The sequence below is a fragment of the Thiosocius teredinicola genome (genome assembly GCF_002009425.1).
GTDB lineage: Bacteria > Pseudomonadota > Gammaproteobacteria > Chromatiales > Chromatiaceae > Thiosocius > Thiosocius teredinicola.
The window spans coordinates 1,569,406-1,591,760 of record NZ_CP019936.1 but is presented as its reverse complement, the minus strand read 5'-3'; the positions used below and the strand labels follow the sequence as shown (position 1 = coordinate 1,591,760).

Here is a 22,355-nt window from a genome sequence, read left to right as displayed (position 1 = left end):
CACGACTACAAGCTCAAGGATTCACGACCAGCACGACGAACGAGGAGGTATACGAAGGGAATCAGAAAGCGACAGTGCCTCTGACATCGAAGGTGTAGAAAGGCGGGCGCCTGTCTGTGTTGATTACTTGCCGGTCTGACGGCGGACGCGGAGCAGCACGTCGGTACCGATCAATTGCATGCCATCCGGTAGCGGCACCTTTTCGGCCAGCGCAACGGGATCGATATCGGCATCGACCAGTTCGCCACTCACCTCATCATACAGATGGATATGCGCATTCGGCTCGGAATCGAAGTACACCGTACCGCCGGGCGTGTTGACCACCGCAATCAAGCCACGACGCAAAAATGCCGCCAGCGTGTTGTACACGGTGGCGCGTGACACACCCGCTTCGCCATCCCGGTTGATCCGCTGCAACAATTGATCGGCAGTGAGATGCTGACGACGCTCGAACATGGCGCGCGCCACGATCAGACGCTGCCGAGTGGGAAACACGCCATGGTCCTGCAATTTTTCGGCTAGTTGTTCAGCGCTATGCTGATCTGTATCAATATTCTTATTCATAATTGCGAGTATATGCCAATTCCGCGCGCGCGCGTCACTTTCTAAATCCAGGACAGTGTTCGCTAAAATGCTGTTGCGCCACCAACTGCGCGCGGTTGCGAAAACCTGCGCCGATATCACCGCAGGTTCCCTCATCGCGGTAGTAACGCACGATCAAATCTGAAAAAAGCTGCAACAGCTCGTTCGGCGCCAACCGAAAATCCGGGTTGCCCGGCCCGCTGTCATCCACCTTTTCTTGTGTGAACGTTTGATAAAAAAGCACACCGCCCGGCTTCAGTGCGGCAGCGATCGCCGTGCACAAATCGCGCTGCAGAAAATGCCCCACGCAGATCACGTCGAACCGCCCTGCTTCAGGTGGCTGCGCTTCCACGTCCCGTATCTGTGCGGTCAACGGTAAGCCGGCCGCAGAGAGTCGCAGTTTTTCGATAGCGACGTCCGACCAATCCCACGCATAGGTTTCGAACCCCCGACGAGCGAGCCACAAGGCACTACCGCCCAGTCCGCTCGCCAGGTCGAGGGCGACACCCCCATGTGGCAGCAGGTGTGCATTGTCGACCAGCACCTCCAGTGGCTGAGGTGACTCAGCCGCGCTCTCGGCGTAGCGCTTGTTCCATTTTGCTTCGCGTTGGTCGTGCACGTCGCATCCCCACACAGGCCATCGGTTGATGCCATGCGGATGCCGGTTTCGGCCAACGTCCGCGCAGGCTGTTTGATCTCGGAAAACGCCATTCTAACGCACGGGGAAAGGTTTCGATTTTAAGTATCGTTATCGATATTTCGTTATCATTAGATGTCTTGAAACTGTTGAGACTTGGCACCCATGAAGCCCGCGCGCATGCAGCCCATCCGTCCCTTCTACGTGATGGAGGTGTTGGAAGAGGCGTTTCGACTCGAGGCCGAAGGCAACGACATCATTCACCTGCAGATGGGTGAACCGGATTTCGACACGCCCGACCCGATCACCCGCGCCGGCATCGAAGCGCTCGAACAGAAACGGACGCACTATGTGCAGGCGCTCGGTATTCCGCAGCTACGCCGCCTGATCGCCGACGCCTATCCCGAAACCTGTCGCCCGCCGGTCGAACGCGTCACCGTAACGCCCGGCTCATCGGGCGGCCTGCAGATGATCTTCGCCTGCCTGCTCGACCCCGGCGATGAGGTGTTGCTGGCCGATCCCGGGTATCCGTGCAATGCAAACTTCATCCACCTGTACGGCGGCATACCCAGATTCATCGCCAGCGGACCCGACACGAACTACCAACTTACCGCCGACAGCATTCGCGCGGCATGGAACGCGCGCACCAAGGCGGTACTGATCGGCACGCCGTCCAACCCGACCGGTTCGATCGTGTCACCCGAAGAGATGACGCGTATCGCGCAAACCGTACGCGAACTGGGTGGACAACTGATCGTTGACGAGATCTATCACGGACTGGTCTACGAAACGCCGATCCGCAGCGCCTTACACGATGGCGACGACATCTTCATCGTCAACAGCTTTTCGAAGTACTACGGCATGACCGGCTGGCGGCTGGGCTGGCTGGTCGTGCCCGAGCGTTACCTCGAAGACATAACGCGCCTGTCGCAAAACCTGTTCATCTCCGCAAGCACACCGGCGCAATACGCCGCACTGCATGCGTTCGACGAGGCCACCAGCGCCGAACTCGAACGTCGCCGAACACTCTTTCAACGGCGACGCGACTACTTCGTTCCGGCATTACGCGATCTCGGGTTCACGATACCCAACATGCCGCAAGGCGCTTTCTACGTGTACGCCGATTGCAGCGCTTTCACCGACGACAGCGATGCCTTCGCCTTGCGCCTGTTGCGCGAAGCACTGGTCGGTGTCGCGCCCGGCAAAGACTTCGGCAGTTACCGACAAAACGTGCACATCCGCTTCAGCTACGCGAACTCGATGGAAAATCTCGAACGTGCGGTGCAGCGCATGCGTGATTTTCTCGCCAACAACTAACCATTAGACATGACTGATTCGATGCGCTTTCTGGTCATCGGCGCCGGTGGTATCGGTGCCTACTACGGTGCACGCCTGATGCGCGCCGGCTGTGACGTCACCTTCGTCGCCCGCGGTCGGCACCTGGAGGTCATGCAGACAAACGGGCTGCAGATCGATCACCCCGACTTCACGTTCAAAGGCGCGGTCAACGCGGTGTCTACCGCCGCGCTGACCAGCAGCCACAACCCAGGCGAATACGACCTGGTCATTCTGACAACCAAGGCCGGCAGCACACAGTCCCTGCTCGACGAGCTGCAAGCCTGGCTGACCAACGCCGATACCTTGCCGGTGTTGTCGTTACAGAACGGCGTCGATAACGAGCGCCAGATCGCCGCGGCGCTCGGCAGCCAACGCACGATCGGTGGGCTTGCGGTGCGCATCGGCGGTCATGTGATCTGTCCCGGTCTGATCGAAGCGACAGGTCCGGCGCAGGTCGTTCTCGGCGCCTGGCCGAATGCTCAACAAAACGCGGCATTGCAGTGCAATCTCGGGCGCATTGTCGACACCTTCGATGCCGCCGGCATCCCGACCACCTTGAGCGACGATATCCAGCTCGAGCTGTGGAAGAAGCTGTTGATCAACAATGGCGTGAATCCCCTATCGGCACTGACGGGTCTGGATACGCGCACCTTGTCCAATCACCCTGCCCTCAGTAGCAGCGTCTATCGCCTAATGGAGGAAGCCGCGACTGCTGCCCTTTCCGACGGCATCACGATCGGCAAGCCCGACATCGATGCCATGTTTGAATTGATCAGCACCTTCGATGCAATCAAGACGTCGATGTTGGTCGATATCGAAAAAGGACGACCGCTGGAACTCGACGAGATTGCCGGCGCCGTTGCCGAACGCTGTCGACAGCTCGGCGAGCCGGCTGTGCTGACCGAGATGGTGCACGGCTTGGTGAGCCTGAAGCTCGCGCAGCAGGCCCGCGGCTGACGGCTAACCTATCGCTTCGGGTGCAACCAGCCGGCGAACCAGCGGGTAAGCAACGGCATCACGACCCAGGTCATCAGCGCAACCACGATGCCGGTGAACAACAGGGTGCGCGGAATCAGGTGCCAGTGCGAAATCCATGGCATCAGAATCAGCATCAGGGTCGTCACGATCAGAAATATCCCGAGCCATACGACCAACGCCATTTTGACTTTCGGCGGATGCGCCGGTACGTCGCAATTGGGCACCGTGAACCAGGCCTCGAGCCCGGTTTCGACTACCGCCTCGCGCGGCTCGCTGACCACGGCGGCTCGCTCACGCCACTGTTCCCGCTCTTCGGACTGTTCCCAACGCGCCAGGTTGCTGCGCTTGTCGAATCGAAAAAGAATGCGGTACGCACGATCCTTCGTGCCGGAAGGACGAAAGATCGTCGTACCGAGATGGCCGGGTTGTTTCGACGCCGCCTCGGTGATGCCATGCAGATAGGCTTCGAACTCACGCTGCATGCCGGCGATCGGCCGCCGCGTCACCAGCACCGTCACCGGTTCATCGTCATCGTCCGGCATCCGTTCTTCCGGGTTCATGAGTCGGCTTCAAGCTGGCTTTGGTGATCCCACCACTGCCGCACGACAACCGGCGCGGTCTCGATCACCTCGCGGCGTTGCATGACGTTACCCAACCAGGCCGACAACGTCGGCGGCAGGCGATCGAGCGGCATACCGTAGGCACCAGCCAAGGCGAATCGCGTGACCGCCGCATAGTCGCAAAGTGAACAACCGTTACCGAACCAGCCTTGTGCGGTGAGCAACCGGGCAGCAGGCTGCATCGCGCGTTGCCAATCGCCGATCGCCGTATCGATCACAACCGGATCGCGTTCGTGCGGCGCCTTGTCCCGACACTCGAACACCAAGGCACGCGCGATGGGACCGAGCTGCGCGTCGGCAAAACACACCATCTCGCGAACCCTTGCCCGGTCGGCTGCGGTACGTGGCAGCAAATAGCCGTGGCTTTCATCTATGAACTCGAGAATGACGCGTGAATCGGTCAGCACCAGGTCATCGACCGTCAGCACAGGTACGGTCCGATGCAGCGTGAGGCGCGGCCACACGTCCGCCCATCGCGCATCGTCGTGCGCGCGATACTCAGCATCAATACCGGCACGCTGCAATGCCATGCGAACACGCCAGCAAAACGGGCACTCATCCTTGTTGTAGAGCACCGCGCCGTTCATTGTCAGAGCCTGGCAAGACGCATTTCGCGCAGGTGCTCCAGCACATAGTCGATGCGATCCTGTCCCCAGAAAATCTCTTCGCCGATGACGAAACTGGGTACGCCGATCACGCCCTTGGCGTCGGCCTCTTCCCAGTTCGCCTTCAGGCTTTCCTGATTCTGTGCATCATGCATCGCCGCATGGAACGCTTCACGATTAAGCCCTACGGCCACGGCGATATCGAGCAAGGTCTGTTCTTCGCCGATATCTTTGCCGTAGGCCCACTCCTGCCGCATCACTTCGACGATGTAGGGTCTGAGTACGCCTTCCTTTTCGGCAAGTATCGAACCTGCACCGGCAAGTGTCGGATCGGTGGTTTTCGGCGGCGGATTGACCGGGATACCCATGCGGCGGGCGATGCGCGCCATGTCCTGTCGGGCAATCGGTAGTTTCTTCAAGGCAACCTCGGGGGGCGAGCGCCCATCCCACGAGCCCAAGGGGCGCCAGATCAGGTTGGCGTGAAAACGGTCGAAGATCTCGAACATTGTTTTCGACGCCAGGTAGCAGTAAGGACTGCGGAAGTTGAAATAGACAAAGACATCTGCCGCTTCAGACATGGCAAGTTCCCAACAAAAAAGCCCGGCGGCCAACGGCCGCCGGGTAAGCTCCCGGATAGGACGACAGAGTCGTCGGAGACACAGCAATCACCGGTTGTGATGATGCCACGCGGATAACGAGCGCTTAACGGCCCGATGCCCGCATGTTCTGCACGCTGAACTTATTGACCGGGTTCAGCTCAGGATCGACCTGGCCTTTGAATTGGCCCGTGGTGCAATGCATCGCCTGGACATCGACCATCGTGAACGAATCATCGATCGCCACGCCGGTACCCTTGTTCTTCGGCAGGTGATGGTCGGGATGCGCCTGGCCGATCTGCCAGCTCTTCCATAGATCGCCCTTGCGGTCATAGATCAAAGTGCGCGGAATCGTGTAGGTCTGCGCATCGATGTAATGCACGCGTTTGCTGATCGGGTGGTTGCTGTCTTTCGGCACGTTCTCCAACACGTACACCTTGCGCAGCTGCCAGGTGATCTGCGGGAAGCAGTCGCCCTTACCGCCCATGGCGACGAATTGGTAACCGTCCGGTTCCTTGTCCTCTTCGGCCAACTGCAAATCGTTGTGGTTATAGAAAGGCACCAAGATGTTCTGGGTGCCTTTGTAGGTCCACTCCATATCGTTGATTCGACCGTTGTAGCCTTCGAAATCCTCGATCATGACGTCCGATCCGAGGAAGGCATCGGTCACCTGGCCCGACGCCAACTTGCGCACCCGGCGCTGGAAGCCGAGATAGAGCCACGCGCTGTCACGCTTGAGGTCATCCTCGTAGCGGTGGATCAGGAGTTGGGTGTTCTTGACATCGAACGGCTCCAACGCCTGAACATAGATGGCACGAAACAGGCCGGACGGGTTCGGCTCGATGTTCGGTACCGGGTCCTGATTGACGCGATGCATGAAGTTCAGAAAGTGGAAGTTGAACTTGATGGTGCGCTCGAGCTTGCCCGAGTTCATGTCCTTGTACTTCCAGTAGAACGGATAGATCGCGGCGTTGTCACCCCAGTTGTATCCGTACTTGTAGTTCCATGCGAGCTTCTCCCCGGCCCGCGGATCATCCGTCGACGGCTCTTCGGGAAACGGTCGACCGGCGATAAAGCCTTCGATCTCACCTGAGCTCGCACCGAGTTTGACCTTGCCGAGACCATCCTTGGTGGCCTTCACATAGTTGGGATGCAGATCGAACGATGTCGTCTCTCCCACCTTGATATCGGTCCAGCCCTTTTTGATGAAGTCAAACGTCGCCGGATCGAGCACTTCCTTGAACTGGTCGACGTTGCCCTGGTTGATCGTCGTCCCGGCCGAAAGGCCGTTGTACGTCGGCACGCCACCCTTGTAGGGGTAGAACGATTGCTCGACATCGGCCTCCGTCGCCGCCATGCCCGGGGATGCCAAGGCGAACGTCAACGCCGTCGCCAGTGCGGTTTTCATAACCTTCATTGTTCAAACTCTCCTCGAAATCTCTTAGAAGCGATAGCGCAGGGTCAACTGCACTTCGTCCTCGTTTTGCGCCATACCGATCGGCCCCGCACGGAAGCGTCCCAGCGGCTCGTAGCCGGCAAGATTGCGCAATGCCAGTTCGCCTGGCGCACCGGCGCCGGTAAACGGCGGGAACGGATTACAGGCGCGGCAGTCGTCGAACTTGTCCGCGGAATCGCCGACTTTGATGTTGGCGCCGAACGTAACCCGTAGGTTGTCGTTGACCAGCCAGTCCACCGAAGGCGCAATCGTGGTTGCCTTGGCGCCGAAGTCGTGCGCGAAGATGACCTGCGGACTCAACCGGTCGTTCTGATACCAACCCTTCAACAGCAGGGTCGCTATGTGGTTGTGCTTGAAGTCGGGAATGCCGGCCTCGATGCCGTTAACGCGTTTGCGTTCGTGATCGAGGATGTGCTGACCGAACACCTGTGCGGAGATCAGGAAGGCCCTGCGCTTGTTCAGGAAAGGAATGAACGTAGGCCGGTCCCAACCGATCACGTAGCGGAATACGTCCGAATCTGAGTACAGCTCGGGTTCAAGCGTGTTGGCGAACTCCTCACCCTGGGTATAAGCCGCCTCGACGCGGAACACCGACTTGAGCGAGTCCGAATAGATGTCGAGCGAGCCGCCCAGCAGGTTGACTCGCGGGAAATCGATGTCGAAAGCAATCAGATAAGGGAAGATATCGGATTCCACACCCGGCGTGAACGGATTGTCGGCCGGAATACCGCCACGCAGAGACGGCAGGTGCGAACGGTACGTGAGGGCGTTCAAAGAAAAGCCGACACCCTCTTTCTCACCTTCGAGCTTCACGCCGAACTGCGTGTTCTTCAGCGACCACTCCGGCAGATTGGCCTTGCGGATACCGATGACATGTTCCGGGAAATCGGTTGCCAGCGCACCACCGGCAAAGTTGGCAACAGTACAGCCGTTATCCCAACAGTTGTTCATGGCGCGGAAGAAGTTGCCGGCGTCGAGAATGGCATAGGTGCTGCCACCCTGGCCGAGATTGCTCGGACGGAACTTGTCGAAGTTCCAGACGAACTGCAGGTTCAGATCATCAAAGGTTTCGGTGGCACCAAAGTGTTTTTCGGCGGTCAGCATCCACATCGGTATGCGGATGTCCTCGAGTTCGTCGTAGATGTTGTGCCGCGAGTAGTCGACCGGGTTGAGTACATCGAGCACACGGAACAGGTCGGTACGACCCCAAACCACCTGTTGCTTGCCGAGACGGAAGCTCCAGTCGGTGCCGTCGTCCATCGGCAGCGTGGCGTCGACATACAGCTCGCGAATGAAGTCCCAGCGATCGTTGAACTCGGGTGACTTCAGCTCGCTCGAATTGGCATCCATGTAGTCGTCGATGCAACCACGTGAATCCTTGTCGCATGGGCGCACCGGCACGGCCAGGCCGACGCCACCGTCGGTGTCGTGCAGGTCCGAACCCAACACGACCAGTCCGTCATTCGGGTTGGCGGTCGAGTCAAAGTCACCACCGGGCAGTACAATGCCGCCGCCGAACGGCACCGATGTGCCCATGCCGACGCTCTCGAGCTGCACTGCCCCACCCGCTTTACTGCCATAGCGGTTGTTGAGGTCGTACACTGCGTCATAAGAACCACGGAAGGTGCCGTACACACCGACATTGGAGAAGGCTCCGACGTCACCGTATTTCTTGCCTACCTCCATCTGCACCGTATTGCGCACCTTGCTCAGGCCTTCGCCATCGCGTTGGTAGGTGGCATTCTCCACGAAGCCGTTGATCTCCAGCGTGCCGTCATCCGACGTGTACGCCAACGCGGGTTGAGTGGAGACACCCAACGCAATCGCGATAGCGGAAAAAAGTGGCGAAACCCGTCGGCCGCCACCTATCGACCGTGACATGTCGATTTCGGTCATAACACTTCCTCCCCTCTCTTATTTCTCGTATGGATGCGGGTGACATCCTTGTTAGCCCCGTTATTAGCTGCATTGCAGCGTCAATGAGTTCTTTTTCTGCCCCGTTATGCCTTGGCAACCGCCTCTTCGATATGCAGCACGCCGTCGTCGTCAAAGCGTGCCGATGTCACGAAGGTCGGTTTGAATGTTTGAATCCACGCCGGCACCAGCAACATCGCGGCGCTGGCGTTGAGAATCAGCATGACGACCAGCAGAAGCGCTGCGTCTGCCTGAAAGCGAAGGTCGGAGATGAACACCCACATGATCACGCCGCCGATCAGGCAGGTCGCCGTAAAACCGATCGCCTTGCCGGTCGTGGCAATCGATTCGCGGATCGCGACCGCCAGGTCGCCGCGCACCGCCATGCGTTCGCGGATGCGGTCCATGATGTAGATCGAATAGTCGATGCCGACGCCGATGCCCACTGCAATGATCGGCACCGTGTTGACGTTGATCCCGATGCCCGCAACGCCCATGTAGGCATAGGTCGCCGTGGTGCAGAACATCATCGCCAGGAACATGATCCAGCCGGCATGTAACGACCAGTAGAACCAGGTGACGAAGACGAAAATCAACGCGAGCACCAGCGGAATGATCAGCATATTGCTCTCGTACGCCGACTCGTTCATCGCCGCCGTCACGCCGACCAGGCCACCGGCAAGTTTGAATTCCAGACCATCGATATGATTGGCCGGATCGCTGATCCAGCTCTTGGCGCGATGAATGGCACGCCGAATCGTCTCGGCCTGGTGGTCTTTGTAGAAGAACACGAGGTTGGACACCTGGTCGTCGGTGTCGACAAACTCCTTCAGCGCACCAGGGACCGGGCTCGATGCCATGTAAGCGAACATCAAACCACCGACGTACGATTCGGTATCGGGGATGATTGCCCAGCGGGGATCGTCGCTGTGGAAGATGCGGTTGACCTGCTTGACCAGGTCCGGCGTCGCCTTGGTGCCGCCCAGTTCCGGGTCGAGCAGCATGTGGCGTTGAAACGCCTCGATCGCCTGCAAAACTTCAGGGCGTTTCATGCCACCCTTCTCGTCGGTGCGCGCGATGATGTACAGCTCTTCCGAACCGGGGAAGCGTTCGTTGATGATCTTCGACGAGACGTTGTAGTCGTGATCGAGATACAGGATCGGCGAACCCGGCTCAGACTCGCCGACCTGAACCTTCGAGCTCAAAAAGCCGGCAATTGCCAGGATCACCAGGCTGACAACCAGAATGCCGCGCGAACCGGTGCGGGTTGCCACACCGCGACCCAAGGCGGCAAAGGCAGCCTGGTCTACCCCGGTACCGACCATCGCCGCCTTTGGTTTAGGCAGCAGCGACAACATCAGCGGCACTGCGATCAGCACCGTGAAGATCACACAGACGGCCCACAACGAGGCATAGATGCCCAGCTTGACGTTGATCGGCACCGAACCGAGCGCGATCAACAGCAGACCGATCGCGTCGGAGACGATGCCCAATGTGCCGGGGCGGAACAGCGAATCGAATGTGCGATGTGCCGCCTGGTTGGCGGTCTCGGCCGTGGCCAGCTCATCGTAGTAGCGCTGCACCAGCTGGATCGCGTGCGACATCGCGCGTGCCGAAATCAGGAACGGGATCACCAACGTCAGCGGGTCGAGGTTGTAACCCAGCAGCGACAGGATGCCGAGGCCCCATACCGCAGAGATGCAGATTCCGAACAACGGCAGCAAGATGCCGTAGGCGCGTCGGAAGTACGCCACGAGCAGCAACAGCATGATGCCGACCGTGGTACTGAAGATCAGCAGCAGTTGATCGAGATAGCTGTACACCCAACCCCACAGCATCGGCTGGCCGGTGGCGTAGATGTGTACATTGCCTGTGGTCTCCGCCTCACGGATGGCCTGGATCTGGCTGAAAATCTCCGCATAGTTGAGGTGACCTTCATTGAACTGCGCCTTGATCAAGGCGGCCTTCATGTCCGGCGACACCAGCAGGCCATACACGCGCGGGTTGGCCAGCACATCGTGGCGCAGCTGTTCGAGCTGTTGTTGGCTCAGATCCGGCTCGACCGGGTCGTAGTATGGTTGTGAGTTGACGTCGCCGGTATCGGTCAACCAGACCTTACGCGACGTACGATGGGTCAGGCTGGCCAGAAGATTGTGGTTGACCCCGCTGACGTTATCGACTGCCTGCGTCACCCGATGGATGCGTGCCAGGGTATCCGAAGTGAAGATGTCGCCATCTTCGACAACGACCGCCATCACCACGTTGTTCGCACCGCCGAAGGTGTCGCGGATGCTGTTGTGCAGCTTGATGTACTCGTGTTCCTGCGGCAGCAGGTCGGCAAAATCCGAATACATCTGTACGTTGGGTATCTGTACCGCGAAGAACACGGTCAACGCAGCGATCACGGCGAGGAAGGCGCGCGGAAAGCGGAAAACCAGCTCGTCGATGTTGTGCAGCCAATGGGTAAAACGGTGCACGCCGGTCATTGCACACCCCCGTTCCTGGCGATGCGCGCATCCGGCTCAGATACGTCGAGCTTCAACAGCGTGCCGGCACCACCGGCCAGCAACAGGTCGCTGTCCGCCAATGACACACCGCCGATCAGATAGGTAGCCACCGCCACCGGCAGCTCGACCCGGTGCCAGGCATCTGCATCGAGCCGCAACAGCGTGCCGTTGTCGCCCAAGGCAAACAGCGCGTTGCCAACGGGCACGAAGGCATATAAGGGCACGCTGGTTTCGGTCTCCTGGCGCGTCCACGATGTTCCGCCATCGCCGGTATGCCATATGGTGCCGCTCAAACCACTGACCCAGCCGGTGTCACGGTCGGTGAAATGCAGGCCCATCGGGTAGAAGTCGTTTGGAACCGGTTCGGCGCGCTCCCAATTGGCTCCGTCATCGTCACTGAACATGACAGTGCCGAACTCACCGGCAAACACGGCAAGGCCATCGCTGAGAAACTGTGCGGCGGTGAACTGCAGATCTTCGTCTTGCGTCGAACTGGTCCAGCTGTCGCCGAAATCGGTGCTGCGCAGTACGGTCGAAAAGCTCGCGCCAAGCCAGACTGCGTTGTGTCGATCGCAGCCCAAGGCCATCAGCGATTCGGGCGTATCGACCGGGTGTGCCTGCCAGTTGCTCGCCTGCGCGTCGGATACCCACAAGGTGCGACGCGAGTCGATGCCGACGAAGCGGCCGTTCGGGCAGGACGCCAGATTAAGGAACGCTGCCCGGGTCGGCAAATTGACGCGACGCCAACCATCTTCACCTTTCGGTGCAACCAGCAACACGCCGGCATCGGCTGCGGCAACCTGGTGACTTGCGCTCGCCGCTACCGCCTTGAAGTGATCAAAAGCATGGACTGCTTTGGTCTGTTCCTGCTCGACACCCTGCAGGTTCAACGGCGCCTCACAGCCAGTTGCGATAAACGTAACCCACGCCACCAGCACGAGCGGCGAAAGACCTTGCTTGAGCGCACGCGCCGGCTTCATACGAATCGCATCCCCACGCTACCCAGATCCTGGAAGCGCACGTTGACGTTGTCGCCTTTGTTCACGGTCACAGCGGCAGTGATACCGCCGGTCAGAATCAAGGTGCCCGTCGGAATCTCTTCACCACGTTCGCCGAGCATGTTGGCCAGCAAGGCCACGCTCGCCGCTGGGTGTCCGAGCACCGCAGCACCTGCGCCGAGTTCGACGATCTCGCCGTTACGCTCGAGCACGACACCGAGATTGCGCATATCAATCTCATTGGGGCTGGCACTACGCCCACCCAACACGAAGCGCGACGATGAAGCGTTGTCTGCAATCACGCTGACCAGGTCGAAGCGGAAATTCTCGTAGCGCGAATCGATGATCTCGACCGCCGGGATCACGAAGTCGGTCGCGGCCAATACGCTGCCGACATGGCAACCCGGACCTTTGAGCGGCGCCTTGGTGACGAACGCCAGTTCAGCCTCGACCTTGGGGTGGATCAATTGATCGGTTTCGATATCGCCGCCATCGGGACGATCGAAGTAGTCGGCGAGGAAACCGTAGATCGGTGTTTCAACACCCATCTGTTTCATCTTGGCGCGCGAGGTCAGGCCGACTTTCAGCCCGGCCAAGCGGTTGCCGCGATCGAGCTTGCGCCGACGGATCGCATACTGCACGGCGTAGGCATCGTCAAAATCCATATCCGGATAGCGATCGGTGACCTTGGTCGCTTCCTTCGCTTCGAGCTCGCAGTCTTCGAGGTAGACCGCCAGTTCATCGATCTGCGCTTGGCTCAGAGTGCTCATGCGGCGTTCCCAGCCTTCGACATCTCGAGCGCGACGTCTTCGATCATGTCTTCCTGGCCGCCGACCATGCCGCGCTTACCAAGCTCGACCAGAATCTCGCGCGACGACACGCCGTAGCGCTGTTGTGCGCGTTTGGCGAACAGCAGGAACGACGAATAGACACCCGCGTAGCCAAGCGTCAGCGCATCGCGGTCGATACGTACCGGGATATCCTGGATCGGATAAACCAAGTCTTCGGCCACGTCCATCAGCTTGAACAGATCGACGCCGGTGTCGATGCCCATGCGATCACAGACCGCGGCGAACACCTCGAGCGGGGTGTTGCCCGCGCCGGCACCCATACCCGCTGCCGAGCCATCGATGCGATTGGCACCGACTTCGACCGCGGCGATCGAGTTGGCGACACCCATCGCCAGGTTGTGGTGACCGTGAAAGCCCAGTTCGGTCTTGCTGTCGAGCGCCTCGCGCACCGCGCTCAGGCGTACCTTGACGTCGTCGGGCAGCATGTAGCCGGCCGAGTCGGTGATGTAGATGCAGTTCGCACCGTAGCCTTCCATCAGCTTTGCCTGCTTGATCAGGCCCTGCGGATCGAGCATGTGCGACATCATCAGAAAGCCGACGGTATCGAGACCGAGTTCGGCCGACTTCTTGATGTGCTGTTCCGAGACATCGGCCTCGGTGCAATGGGTAGCGACACGGATCGTGTCGACGCCGCAGTCGTGTGCCATCTCGAGCTCGGGCACCGTACCGATGCCGGGCAACAACAGCGCCGAGATCTTCGCCTGCTTCACATGCGGACGGACGGCGCGCAGATATTCCTCGTCGGTATGTGCCGGAAAGCCGTAGTTGACCGATGCGCCGGCCAGGCCGTCGCCATGCGTAACCTCGATCATCGGCACGCCGGCCTGGTCGAGGCCCGACGCGATGCTGATCATCTGGTCGATCGAGATCTGGTGACGTTTCGGGTGCATGCCATCACGCAACGACATGTCATGAATGGTGATCTTGGTACCTGCGAGATTCATTGACACTTACTCCTCAGGCGACTTGGGGTTCGAGCACGAGCGTGCCGTTGGCAATTTCTTCGGCGAACATCTCGGCAGTGCGCAGACCGGCGGCGGTCATGATGTCGAGATTGCCGGCGTACTTCGGCAGGTAATCGCCGAGGCCTTCGACCTCCATGAATACCGACACGCGACGCCCGTCGAACACCGGCCCGTTCTTCAAGCGATAGCCGGGCACGTACTTCTGCACCTCGGCGATCATCGCGTTGATCGACGCGGTGATCGCCGCCTGGTCCGGTTCGTCGACCGTGATGCAATGCACCGTGTCGCGCATGATCAGCGGCGGCTCGGCGGGGTTCAGGATGATGATGGCCTTGCCCTTTTGCGCACCGCCAACGGCTTCAACCGCACGCGACGTGGTTTGGGTGAACTCGTCGATGTTCTTGCGCGTACCGGGACCGGCCGACTTGGAGGAGACCGTCGCAACGATCTCACCGTACTCGACGGGCTGCACACGGCTCACGGCGGCAACCATCGGGATGGTCGCCTGCCCGCCGCAGGTCACCATATTGACGTTCATTTCGCGCTTGCCGACGTGGTCTTTCAGATTGACCGGCGGCACGCAATACGGACCAATCGCTGCGGGGGTCAGGTCGATCATCATCGCGCCCTGCTCCTGCACCTTGCGGCTGTTCTCGGCATGCACATAGGCCGAGGTCGCGTCGAAGCACACCTGGATGTTGTCCTCGCGCATGTGCGGGATCAGCCCATCGACGCCTTCGTGCGTGGTTTTCAGACCGAGCTTGCGGGCACGCGCCAAACCTTCCGACTCCGGGTCGATGCCGACCATCCACACCGGATTGATCCACTCACTGCGCAGAGCCTTGTAAAGCAGATCGGTACCGATGTTGCCGGAGCCGATCAGGGCTGCGTTGATCTTGCTCATTCAGTAAATCCTCGAATGTTCTTTGTGCCGGGGACTTCGCCGACGTCGTTAAACAAACCGCACCGAAGCCGAACCGATGCCACCGATCTCGACCCGCATGAAGTCGCCCGCAACCACCGGTTCGAGCGGCACCAACGAGCCGGACAGGATCACTTCACCTGCCTTGAGGGGGATATCGAAACGACCGAGGGTGTTGGCCAGCCAGGCCACGCAGTTCACCGGTGAACCCAGCGCCGCGGCACCGGCACCGGTCGAGATGATCTGGCCGTTCTTCTCGACCACCATGCCGACCGTGGCGAGATCGACCTTGCGCGGATCGACTGCGCGATCACCGAGCACGAACAGACCGCACGAGGCGTTGTCTGCGACCGTGTCCTGGATCTTGATCTTCCAGTCGCGGATGCGGGAATCGACGATCTCGAAGCACGGCATCACCGCTTCGGTCGCGGCCAATACGTCGGCGTTGGTCACGCCCGGGCCACTGAGGTCTTTCTTCAGGATGAAAGCAATCTCGCCCTCGGCGCGCGGCTGGATCAGTTGCTCACTGATCGGCATCTCGTCGCCGTTGCCATACACCATGCGGTCAGTCAGGTAACCGAAATCGGGCTGGTGCACATTGAGCATGTTCTGCACGGCCTTCGAGGTCACACCGATCTTCTTGCCGATGATGCGTTCACCGTCGGCGACGCGGCGTTCCACGAGACGCAGCGAGATGTGGTAGGCATCGTCGATCGTGATTGCAGGCTCACGCTCGGTCAGCGGTTCGATCATCTCGCGTGTACGCAGTGCGCTGAACAGTTCATCGCCCAGCTGTTGGATGCGTTTGTCATCCACGTTATGCATCTCCCATCGCGGGTTCTGAAAGAAAGTCGCCGACCAGACGATTGAAGCGATCGGCGTGTTCGATCTGCACCCAGTGGCCGCAGCGACCGAACACGTGCAATTGCGAACGTTGGGTAATCTCGAGCAGGCGTAACGAAACCGACATCGGGATGACGTCGTCGTCGCGCCCGTGGATGATCAACAGCTCCTTGTCGAGCTCGCGCAATTCGTCCTCGGCACAGGCGAGCGCGTCGACCCAGCGCTGGCGCGGCGCAGGAAACATCGCGGCGAACGCCTCTTGTACACCCGGGCGATTGGCCGCCTTGAAGCGCAACTCGGCCAGCTCATCACTGACCAACTCGCGGTTGTACGCAAAGATGTCGAGCAGCTTGCGCATGTTCTCGACCGACGGCTGGTAACCCCAGACAGCATCGAGGCCGTCGGTGATCGGAAAGCTCAGGCCGACAGCACCCATCACGACCAGGCGGCGCACGCGGTTCGGATAGCGCAAGGCGAAGTGCAAGGCCAGCGCGCCGCCAAACGAGTTGCCGACCAGGTCTACCGCGTCGAGTTCGAGTGCATCGAGAAAGCCGGCCAGGTGTGCGACCCAGCCGTCGATGTCGTAGTGCGCACCGTCTTGCCGTTCGGTGAAACCGAAGCCGGCAAGATCGGGGGCGATAACGCGCCGCTGCTTTGCCAGTGCCGGCAAGGTCAGCCGCCAGTTGGCCCACGCGCTAACGCCAGGTCCCGAGCCATGCAACAACACGACGGGATCACCGGCGCCTTGATCGTGGTAGTTGGTCGTGACCGTCGGCGTGGCGACGCTCAGTCCGATCTCGGGATTGCTGGCCGGTGCGTTCATGTCAGAGCTTCACGCACACGTTCTTGAGTTCGGTGTAGAACTCGAGTGAATGCACCCCGCCTTCGCGACCGATGCCTGAGGCACCCATGCCACCGAACGGCGTGCGCAGATCGCGCAGGAACCAGGAGTTGACCCAGACGATGCCGGCATTGACGTTGGCGGCCACACGGTGCGCACGCCCGGCGTTCTCCGTCCAGATCGCCGCAGCCAGGCCGTAGTCGGTATCGTTGGCCAACGCGACCGCTTCGTCTTCGCTGTCGAACGGACGCACGTGACAACACGGGCCGAAGATCTCGTCGCGAATGCATTCGGCATCGTCGGCCAGCCCGGTCCAGATGGTCGGCTGCACCCAGGCACCGCCGGCGAGGTCGCCCGGCATCTCGGGTTCGCCGCCGCCGGTTACCACTGTCGCACCCTCGGCGACCGCCTTGTCGTAGTAACCCAGCACCTTGCGCTGGTGCTCTTTGCTGATCAGCGGGCCCATGCTGGTTTCGGGATCGTTCCACGCACCGAGTTTCATGTGCTCGGCACCACGCTTCAGGCGTGCGAGAAACTCATCAAAGATCGGGCGTTCGACGTAGACGCGCTCGGTGCCGAGGCAGACCTGTCCACAGTTGGCGAAGGCCGAACGCATGGTGCCTTCGACAGCTTTCTCCATGTCACAGTCGGCGAACACCAATGCCGGGTTCTTGCCGCCCAGTTCGAAGGACACGTGGCGGATGTGATCGGCGGATGCCTTGAGGATCGCCGCACCGGTACGTGTCTCGCCGGTAAAGGTGATGCCGTCGATGCCCTTGTGGCTGGTCAGAAACTCGCCGGCCGAGTCCGGGCCGAAACCGTGCACAACGTTGTACACACCCTTGGGGATGCCGACGTCGTTCATCACCTCGCCGAGCAACGTGGTGGTCGACGGCGTTTCTTCCGACGGCTTGACGATCACGGTGTTACCGCAAGCCAACGCAGGCCCGACCTTCCAGGTCATCAGCAGCAACGGCAGGTTCCATGGGCTGACCACCGCGATCACGCCCTTGGGCTTGCGCAATGCATAGTTCAACGCACCGGCGCCATCGGGCGTATCGAGCATGAAGCTCTCGGTCGGCACGTTCTTCACCAGGTCGGCGAATATCTTGAAGTTGGCCGCGCCGCGCGGAATGTCGACATGTCGCGCCAGGCTGGCGGGCTTGCCGGTGTCCAGACACTCGGCCTCGAGGAATTCGTCGAAGCGCGCATTGATGCCGTCGGCCAGCTTGTGCAGCAACGCCATGCGCTCGGCAACCGGCATGCGCCCCCAATCACCCGTCAGTGCAGCACGCGCCGCGGACACCGCCTGATCGACCTCTTCGCGACCGGCCTCGTGGACGATCCCGATCTGCTGCCCGGTCGCCGGACTGGTATTGGCAAAGGTACGGCCGTTCGCCGAACCCACGAATTCACCGTTGATGAAGTGCTTGGTTTCTTTCATTCGCTTCGTTTTCAACTGCCCGGAGTGGCGACTGCTACGCAAACGGCCGTCTTGTTGGATTGCGGCGTGTTGCGTTGTTCGGGGGAAGAATAAACTAAGCTTGTCGATAATCAAGCTTTTTATCGATATTTTTGCTAGTTTTCTTTTTAGAGTTATTTTGTCGATACTTGATAATCTGTCGACAAACGGCGTAAATATATGATTTACCCGGTGTTTAACGTAGACTTGATCTCAGTCGGATCGCCAAAGGACACATCTGCAATATGGCCATTGCCCCCTCCAAAGCTTCGAAGTCCGAGTCTCCCAAGACACTGACGGACCAGGCATACCAGCAACTGCGCGACGACATCGTGCATGGCCATCTGGCGCCGAACACGAAGCTGCGCATCGAATCGTTGCGCCAACAGTACGGCGTCGGTGCTACCCCGCTGCGCGAAGCGCTCAGCCGTCTGTCGGCCGATGGCTTTGTCACGATCGAAGGCCAGCGCGGCTTCAAAGTCGCCGACATGACCAAAGACGACCTCGAAGATGTGACCAACCTGCGCGTCGTGCTCGAAAGCCAAGCGCTGACGCAGAGCATCGTCAAAGGTGACGACACCTGGGAAGCCGGTGTGGTTGCTGCGTTTCACCGACTCTCCAAGCTGGAGGAATCGGAAGGCGATCGCGACATCAACGACTGGGAAAAGCGCAATGCGGATTTCCACAATGCCTTGATCGGCGCCTGTCGTTCGAAATGGCTGCGGCGCTTCTACGACACGCTGTACGACCAGCACAAGCGTTACCGCAACCTTGCGCGCAGCGACACCCACGCACGGCGCGACATCCATGCCGAACACGAGGCCATCTATAAGGCGGCGTTGAATCGCGATGCCGAAGCTGCGTGCAAGGCCAACGAATTCCACATCCGCGAAACCGCCGAGGTCGTCAAACGCCTGATGCTCGACGAATGGGAAACGCGGGAATCGGCCTGATGCAGGTTCGCCACCTTGGCCATGTCGTGTTCTATGTGCGCGACCTGCAACGCTCATTGGCGTTCTACCGCGACCTGCTCGGTCTGAAATCGCTCGGCGAGACCTTCAATGGGCGCGCCTGCATGCTGACCAGCGGCCGAACACATCACGAGCTGCTGTTGCTCGAGGTCGGCGATGCCCCTGCCCCGCCGCCGGGCCGACGCATAGGTCTGTATCACGTGGGCTGGTGCATCGGTGACAGCGACGATGCATTGCGCGATGCCAAGGCCAAGCTTGAAGCCGCCGGTGTCGCGATCGAAGGGATGTCGGATCATTGGATCAGCCATAGCCTTTACCTGCGCGATCCCGACGGCAATGAACTCGAGCTGTACGTCGACGTGCCGGATTACGATTGGCACTCGCGCACCGAGTGGATCGACCAACCCGTCAAACCGCTCGAACTCTAGCGCGACTTTTTCAACTTATGCCGGCCGCCGACATGCCGGCGCGCGCGCAGGCTTCATCCTGTTCTTCGCTGGCGCCGGACACGCCGATACCGCCAACGACCTGTCCTTGATGTTCGATGGGCAAGCCACCGGCTAATGTCACGAAGCGTGGACGATGCACCAGGCCGTCTTTCAACTGCGGCATTTCGTCGAACACGCTCTGCCAGGCACCGGTCGGCATCGTAAAGCTGACCGCGCAAAAGGCCTTGTCTTCGGCAATCGAGATCGAGTGCAGGAACGCACCGTTCATACGTTGGAAGGCCAACAGGTTGCCGCCGTTGTCGACCACGGCAACATTGATCTTCACACCGAGCGACTGCGCATGCGCCACCGCGGCCTGACACATCTGTGCCGCGGCGGTCGACGACAGCGTCAATGCCTCAACGACGGTACTCATCAGGTCACGACAGTCAGGAAGCGTTCGTTCAATGTCTGGTTGTGATAGAAGATCGCACCACCGAGTTCGTCGGCCGTCCAGGTGATCGGCTCGTAGTCCGGGTAATAGGTGTAGTCGCCGGCAAACACCTCGTTGCGATTACCGGACGGATCGAAGAAGTAAATCGTACGACCACGGGTAATGCCGTGCCGGGTCGGGCCGATGTCGAGCGACATCTTGTAGCGACCGATGATGTCGGCGGCACGCAACACGTCTTCCCAACTCCCGAGCAGGAACGAGGCGTGGTGGAACTTGTTCTTTTCCGTATGGCGAATCACTGCCAGATCGTGCGCCTTCATGCCGCAAGTCAGGAAGGTGCCGATCTGCAGATCACCGTCGTAGACCTGTTCGGCCTCTTTGAAACCCAGCACCTCGGTAAACAGCTTGATGGTGCCGTCGAGGTCATCCCCATACAGCAGGCAGTGATCGAATCGTTGCGCCTGCATGCCCTTCAAACACTCTTCATGCCACGGATCGGGATTGAGCAATCCCATCTGCGTGCCCTTGTAGTCTTTCTCGGCATACAGTTCGAAGGTGTGACCGGTTGGCGAATCGAAGCGTACGCGCTCACCGCAATGATTGAGTTCGCCGGCCGGGATCGTTTCCACGTTGCAACCAAACTCACGTACGCGGCCTTCGAGTCTGCGCAAGGTGTCGACGCTGTCGACCTTGAACGCCATGAAATCCATGCCGGGTTCGTCGGCTTCACGCAGCACGACGGAGAACCAGTCGCGCTCATCCCATCCCTTGAGATAGACGCGGCCGCTGGCATCGCGGTCGGTTTCCTGCAAACCGAGACGTTCTTTGTAGTGGGTCAGGGCTTCGCCCATATCCATCACGCGGATCTGCACATGACCCGGCCGCAATACGCCTGTCATCGACATAGTTTGTTTCCTCCTTCCGACGTCAGTCTTGGGTGCCGAACACCGCTTTTTTCATCTGTCCAACTACGGTGAGTTGGATGTCGCTGAGGGCCATGCAACGGCATGCCAGGACATATCCCTGGCTTTCTTCCTCAGCGCTGACGTGTGCTCGGCTCATTTTTTTACAGCGGTATCTGCCCTTGTCGATCCGCACTTTGCACACCCCACATCCACCGCCGCGGCATCCCACCGGGATACCCCGTTTACCCAGGCTTTCCATGCCACTGAGCAGCGTTTGCTCGGATGACGCAGAAAAGCTCTGTTGCAGGCTGTCGATGTGGATTTCAAACATCGTCATTGGTCAGCGAGCTTAGCAGACATTTCTCGATTTAAATACATTTTATCGATTTTTTTATCTTTCATCGCTAAATCGCATCTAGATGGACTTGAACAACGGGCTGCGTTGACTGTCCTGCGCGGCGTCCGCCGCCGACAGAAACTTCTCCATATGGATGTCTCGCTCGAATAGCCGGCCCTGCATCAGCGTGGTGATGCACGCATCGATCATCGCCGGCGGCCCGCACAGGTAGGCCTTCAGTCCACGAAAGTCGTTGTCGTAGAGTCGCTTGGCCGCTTCGTGCACAAACCCCTGCTCACCGCTCCACACGTCGTTGCCTTCCGGTTCCGATAGCACCGGCAGGTAGCGGAAATTGGCGTGCCGCTCGGCCAGGGCGGCGAAATGCCGGTTGTCGTACAACTCGCTGAGATTGCGCACGCCGTGGATCAGCGTGATCTGCCGCTCGTCACCGCTCTCCAACAGGTCGGCGATCATCGACTTGGGACTCGACACCCCGGTACCGCCGGCCAGGAACAATGCGCCGCCGGCATCGGATCGGCGTACAAAGAACCGACCGTACGGCCCGGTGAGATCGACCTTGTCGCCGACCGCCAGTCGCTCGTGTACATAGGTGGTCGCTTCACCGCCAGGCACGTGGCGTATCTGCAGTTCCACGCGCTGGCCGTCGCTCGGCGCATTGGCCAACGAAAACGCGCGTGACTTATCGATCTTCGGCAACTGCAGATTGATGTATTGCCCGGCTTGAAAACTCAGTGCCCGATCGAGCTCGATGACGACGCGTTTGACCGTCGGCGTGACGCTTTCGATTGCAATCACTTCACCGCGGTAGTCATCGACCGGATGTACTTCCGCATCCGGGTCTTCATCGATGTCGGCCTCGATCACCAGATCGGACATCGGCGTTGCACAACAGGCCAGGCACTTGCCTTCGTCACGTTCGAAGTCCATCAAGGCGAACGGCGATGCATCGCCCTGCTCCACCTCGCCGTCGACCACCTGCACCTTGCAGGTCGCGCACAAACCGTGACAGCAGGCATGCGGCAGCCAAATTCCGGCACGCAGCGCCGCATCGAGAATCGTCTGCTCCTCTTCGACCTCGATGGTCTCGCCGAGCGGCTCGATCGTTACCTCGTATGTCATTGCTG

At 59.8% G+C, this 22,355-nt stretch carries 23 protein-coding genes; 4 read left to right on the top strand and 19 right to left on the bottom strand.

The annotated features are described in order from the left end of the window. Positions 1-123: 123 nt before the first annotated feature. Both B1781_RS07765 and B1781_RS07760 read right to left on the bottom strand, forming a co-directional pair. On the bottom strand, positions 124-564 hold the full coding sequence (locus B1781_RS07765) for a Fur family transcriptional regulator (RefSeq protein ID WP_164513299.1): 441 nt from the start codon (positions 562-564) through the stop codon (positions 124-126). A gap of 34 nt (positions 565-598) precedes the next feature. Next, positions 599-1,201: a class I SAM-dependent methyltransferase gene (locus B1781_RS07760; protein WP_078119122.1), complete on the bottom strand. Its 603-nt coding sequence runs from the start codon at positions 1,199-1,201 to the stop codon at positions 599-601. Positions 1,202-1,399: 198 nt separating this feature from the next. Between B1781_RS07760 and B1781_RS07755 the strand changes: the two genes are divergently transcribed. After that, complete coding sequence (locus tag B1781_RS07755) at positions 1,400-2,536, top strand: aminotransferase class I/II-fold pyridoxal phosphate-dependent enzyme (RefSeq protein ID WP_078121968.1); 1,137 nt, start codon at positions 1,400-1,402, stop codon at positions 2,534-2,536. Positions 2,537-2,545: 9 nt separating this feature from the next. Then, positions 2,546-3,514, top strand: coding sequence for a ketopantoate reductase family protein (locus B1781_RS07750; protein ID WP_334223914.1), 969 nt, complete (start codon positions 2,546-2,548; stop codon positions 3,512-3,514). Positions 3,515-3,522: 8 nt separating this feature from the next. Here B1781_RS07750 and B1781_RS07745 read toward each other — a convergent pair whose 3' ends face one another. From B1781_RS07745 to B1781_RS07685, 13 genes are all read right to left on the bottom strand, one after another. Next, complete coding sequence (locus B1781_RS07745; protein ID WP_078119121.1) at positions 3,523-4,095, bottom strand: antibiotic biosynthesis monooxygenase; 573 nt, start codon at positions 4,093-4,095, stop codon at positions 3,523-3,525. After that, positions 4,092-4,742, bottom strand: coding sequence for a glutathione S-transferase family protein (locus B1781_RS07740; RefSeq protein WP_078119120.1), 651 nt, complete (start codon positions 4,740-4,742; stop codon positions 4,092-4,094). Before B1781_RS07740 ends, B1781_RS07745 begins: the two co-directional genes overlap by 4 nt. A gap of 2 nt (positions 4,743-4,744) precedes the next feature. After that, on the bottom strand, positions 4,745-5,338 hold the full coding sequence (locus B1781_RS07735) for a 2-hydroxychromene-2-carboxylate isomerase (RefSeq protein ID WP_078119119.1): 594 nt from the start codon (positions 5,336-5,338) through the stop codon (positions 4,745-4,747). 124 nt (positions 5,339-5,462) lie between these two features. Continuing rightward, the gene (locus B1781_RS07730; protein ID WP_078119115.1) at positions 5,463-6,773 is read right to left on the bottom strand and encodes a DUF1329 domain-containing protein; all 1,311 of its coding nucleotides are present in this window, start codon (positions 6,771-6,773) and stop codon (positions 5,463-5,465) included. A 24-nt stretch (positions 6,774-6,797) separates the two neighbouring features. Then, entirely contained in the window at positions 6,798-8,708 is a 1,911-nt protein-coding gene (locus B1781_RS07725; RefSeq protein ID WP_334223913.1) for a DUF1302 family protein, read from the bottom strand. Positions 8,709-8,812: 104 nt separating this feature from the next. After that, positions 8,813-11,212 carry an efflux RND transporter permease subunit gene (locus B1781_RS07720; protein ID WP_078119114.1) on the bottom strand — a complete coding sequence of 800 codons (2,400 nt, stop codon included), beginning with the start codon at positions 11,210-11,212 and terminating at the stop codon, positions 8,813-8,815. Continuing rightward, entirely contained in the window at positions 11,209-12,213 is a 1,005-nt protein-coding gene (locus B1781_RS07715; RefSeq protein WP_078119113.1) for a WD40/YVTN/BNR-like repeat-containing protein, read from the bottom strand. Before B1781_RS07715 ends, B1781_RS07720 begins: the two co-directional genes overlap by 4 nt. Further along, positions 12,210-13,001: a 2-oxo-3-hexenedioate decarboxylase gene (gene dmpH / locus B1781_RS07710; RefSeq protein WP_078119111.1), complete on the bottom strand. Its 792-nt coding sequence runs from the start codon at positions 12,999-13,001 to the stop codon at positions 12,210-12,212. Before dmpH ends, B1781_RS07715 begins: the two co-directional genes overlap by 4 nt. Then, positions 12,998-14,026, bottom strand: coding sequence for a 4-hydroxy-2-oxovalerate aldolase (gene dmpG / locus B1781_RS07705; RefSeq protein WP_078119110.1), 1,029 nt, complete (start codon positions 14,024-14,026; stop codon positions 12,998-13,000). The genes dmpH and dmpG overlap by 4 nt, the downstream gene beginning before the upstream one ends. A 13-nt stretch (positions 14,027-14,039) precedes the next feature. Continuing rightward, complete coding sequence (locus B1781_RS07700; RefSeq protein ID WP_078119109.1) at positions 14,040-14,951, bottom strand: acetaldehyde dehydrogenase (acetylating); 912 nt, start codon at positions 14,949-14,951, stop codon at positions 14,040-14,042. 48 nt (positions 14,952-14,999) lie between these two features. Further along, a complete protein-coding gene (gene dmpE / locus B1781_RS07695; protein ID WP_408646352.1) occupies positions 15,000-15,794 on the bottom strand; it encodes a 2-oxopent-4-enoate hydratase in 795 nt (264 codons plus the stop codon). Then, entirely contained in the window at positions 15,787-16,635 is an 849-nt protein-coding gene (locus B1781_RS07690; protein WP_078119106.1) for an alpha/beta fold hydrolase, read from the bottom strand. The genes dmpE and B1781_RS07690 overlap by 8 nt, the downstream gene beginning before the upstream one ends. 1 nt (position 16,636) lies before the next feature. After that, the gene (locus B1781_RS07685) at positions 16,637-18,097 is read right to left on the bottom strand and encodes a 2-hydroxymuconic semialdehyde dehydrogenase (protein ID WP_078119105.1); all 1,461 of its coding nucleotides are present in this window, start codon (positions 18,095-18,097) and stop codon (positions 16,637-16,639) included. Positions 18,098-18,360: 263 nt separating this feature from the next. On the opposite strand from B1781_RS07685, the gene B1781_RS07680 reads away from it, so the two are divergent. Continuing rightward, the gene (locus B1781_RS07680) at positions 18,361-19,068 is read left to right on the top strand and encodes a GntR family transcriptional regulator (protein WP_078119103.1); all 708 of its coding nucleotides are present in this window, start codon (positions 18,361-18,363) and stop codon (positions 19,066-19,068) included. After that, on the top strand, positions 19,068-19,514 hold the full coding sequence (locus tag B1781_RS07675; protein WP_078119102.1) for a VOC family protein: 447 nt from the start codon (positions 19,068-19,070) through the stop codon (positions 19,512-19,514). The genes B1781_RS07680 and B1781_RS07675 overlap by 1 nt, the downstream gene beginning before the upstream one ends. Positions 19,515-19,524: 10 nt before the next feature. On the opposite strand, the gene B1781_RS07670 is transcribed toward B1781_RS07675, so the two are convergent. The 4 genes from B1781_RS07670 to B1781_RS07655 all read right to left on the bottom strand — a co-directional run bounded on the left by B1781_RS07670 (position 19,525) and on the right by B1781_RS07655 (position 22,350). Next, positions 19,525-19,950, bottom strand: coding sequence for a GlcG/HbpS family heme-binding protein (locus tag B1781_RS07670; RefSeq protein WP_078119101.1), 426 nt, complete (start codon positions 19,948-19,950; stop codon positions 19,525-19,527). Beyond that, positions 19,950-20,873, bottom strand: a complete 924-nt coding sequence (locus B1781_RS07665; protein WP_174575403.1) for a catechol 2,3-dioxygenase — start codon at positions 20,871-20,873, stop codon at positions 19,950-19,952. The genes B1781_RS07670 and B1781_RS07665 overlap by 1 nt, the downstream gene beginning before the upstream one ends. Before the next feature lie 22 nt (positions 20,874-20,895). Then, the gene (locus tag B1781_RS07660) at positions 20,896-21,210 is read right to left on the bottom strand and encodes a 2Fe-2S iron-sulfur cluster binding domain-containing protein (protein WP_078119099.1); all 315 of its coding nucleotides are present in this window, start codon (positions 21,208-21,210) and stop codon (positions 20,896-20,898) included. A 78-nt stretch (positions 21,211-21,288) separates the two neighbouring features. Further along, a complete protein-coding gene (locus tag B1781_RS07655; protein ID WP_078119098.1) occupies positions 21,289-22,350 on the bottom strand; it encodes an NADH:ubiquinone reductase (Na(+)-transporting) subunit F in 1,062 nt (353 codons plus the stop codon). Positions 22,351-22,355: the final 5 nt, after the last annotated feature.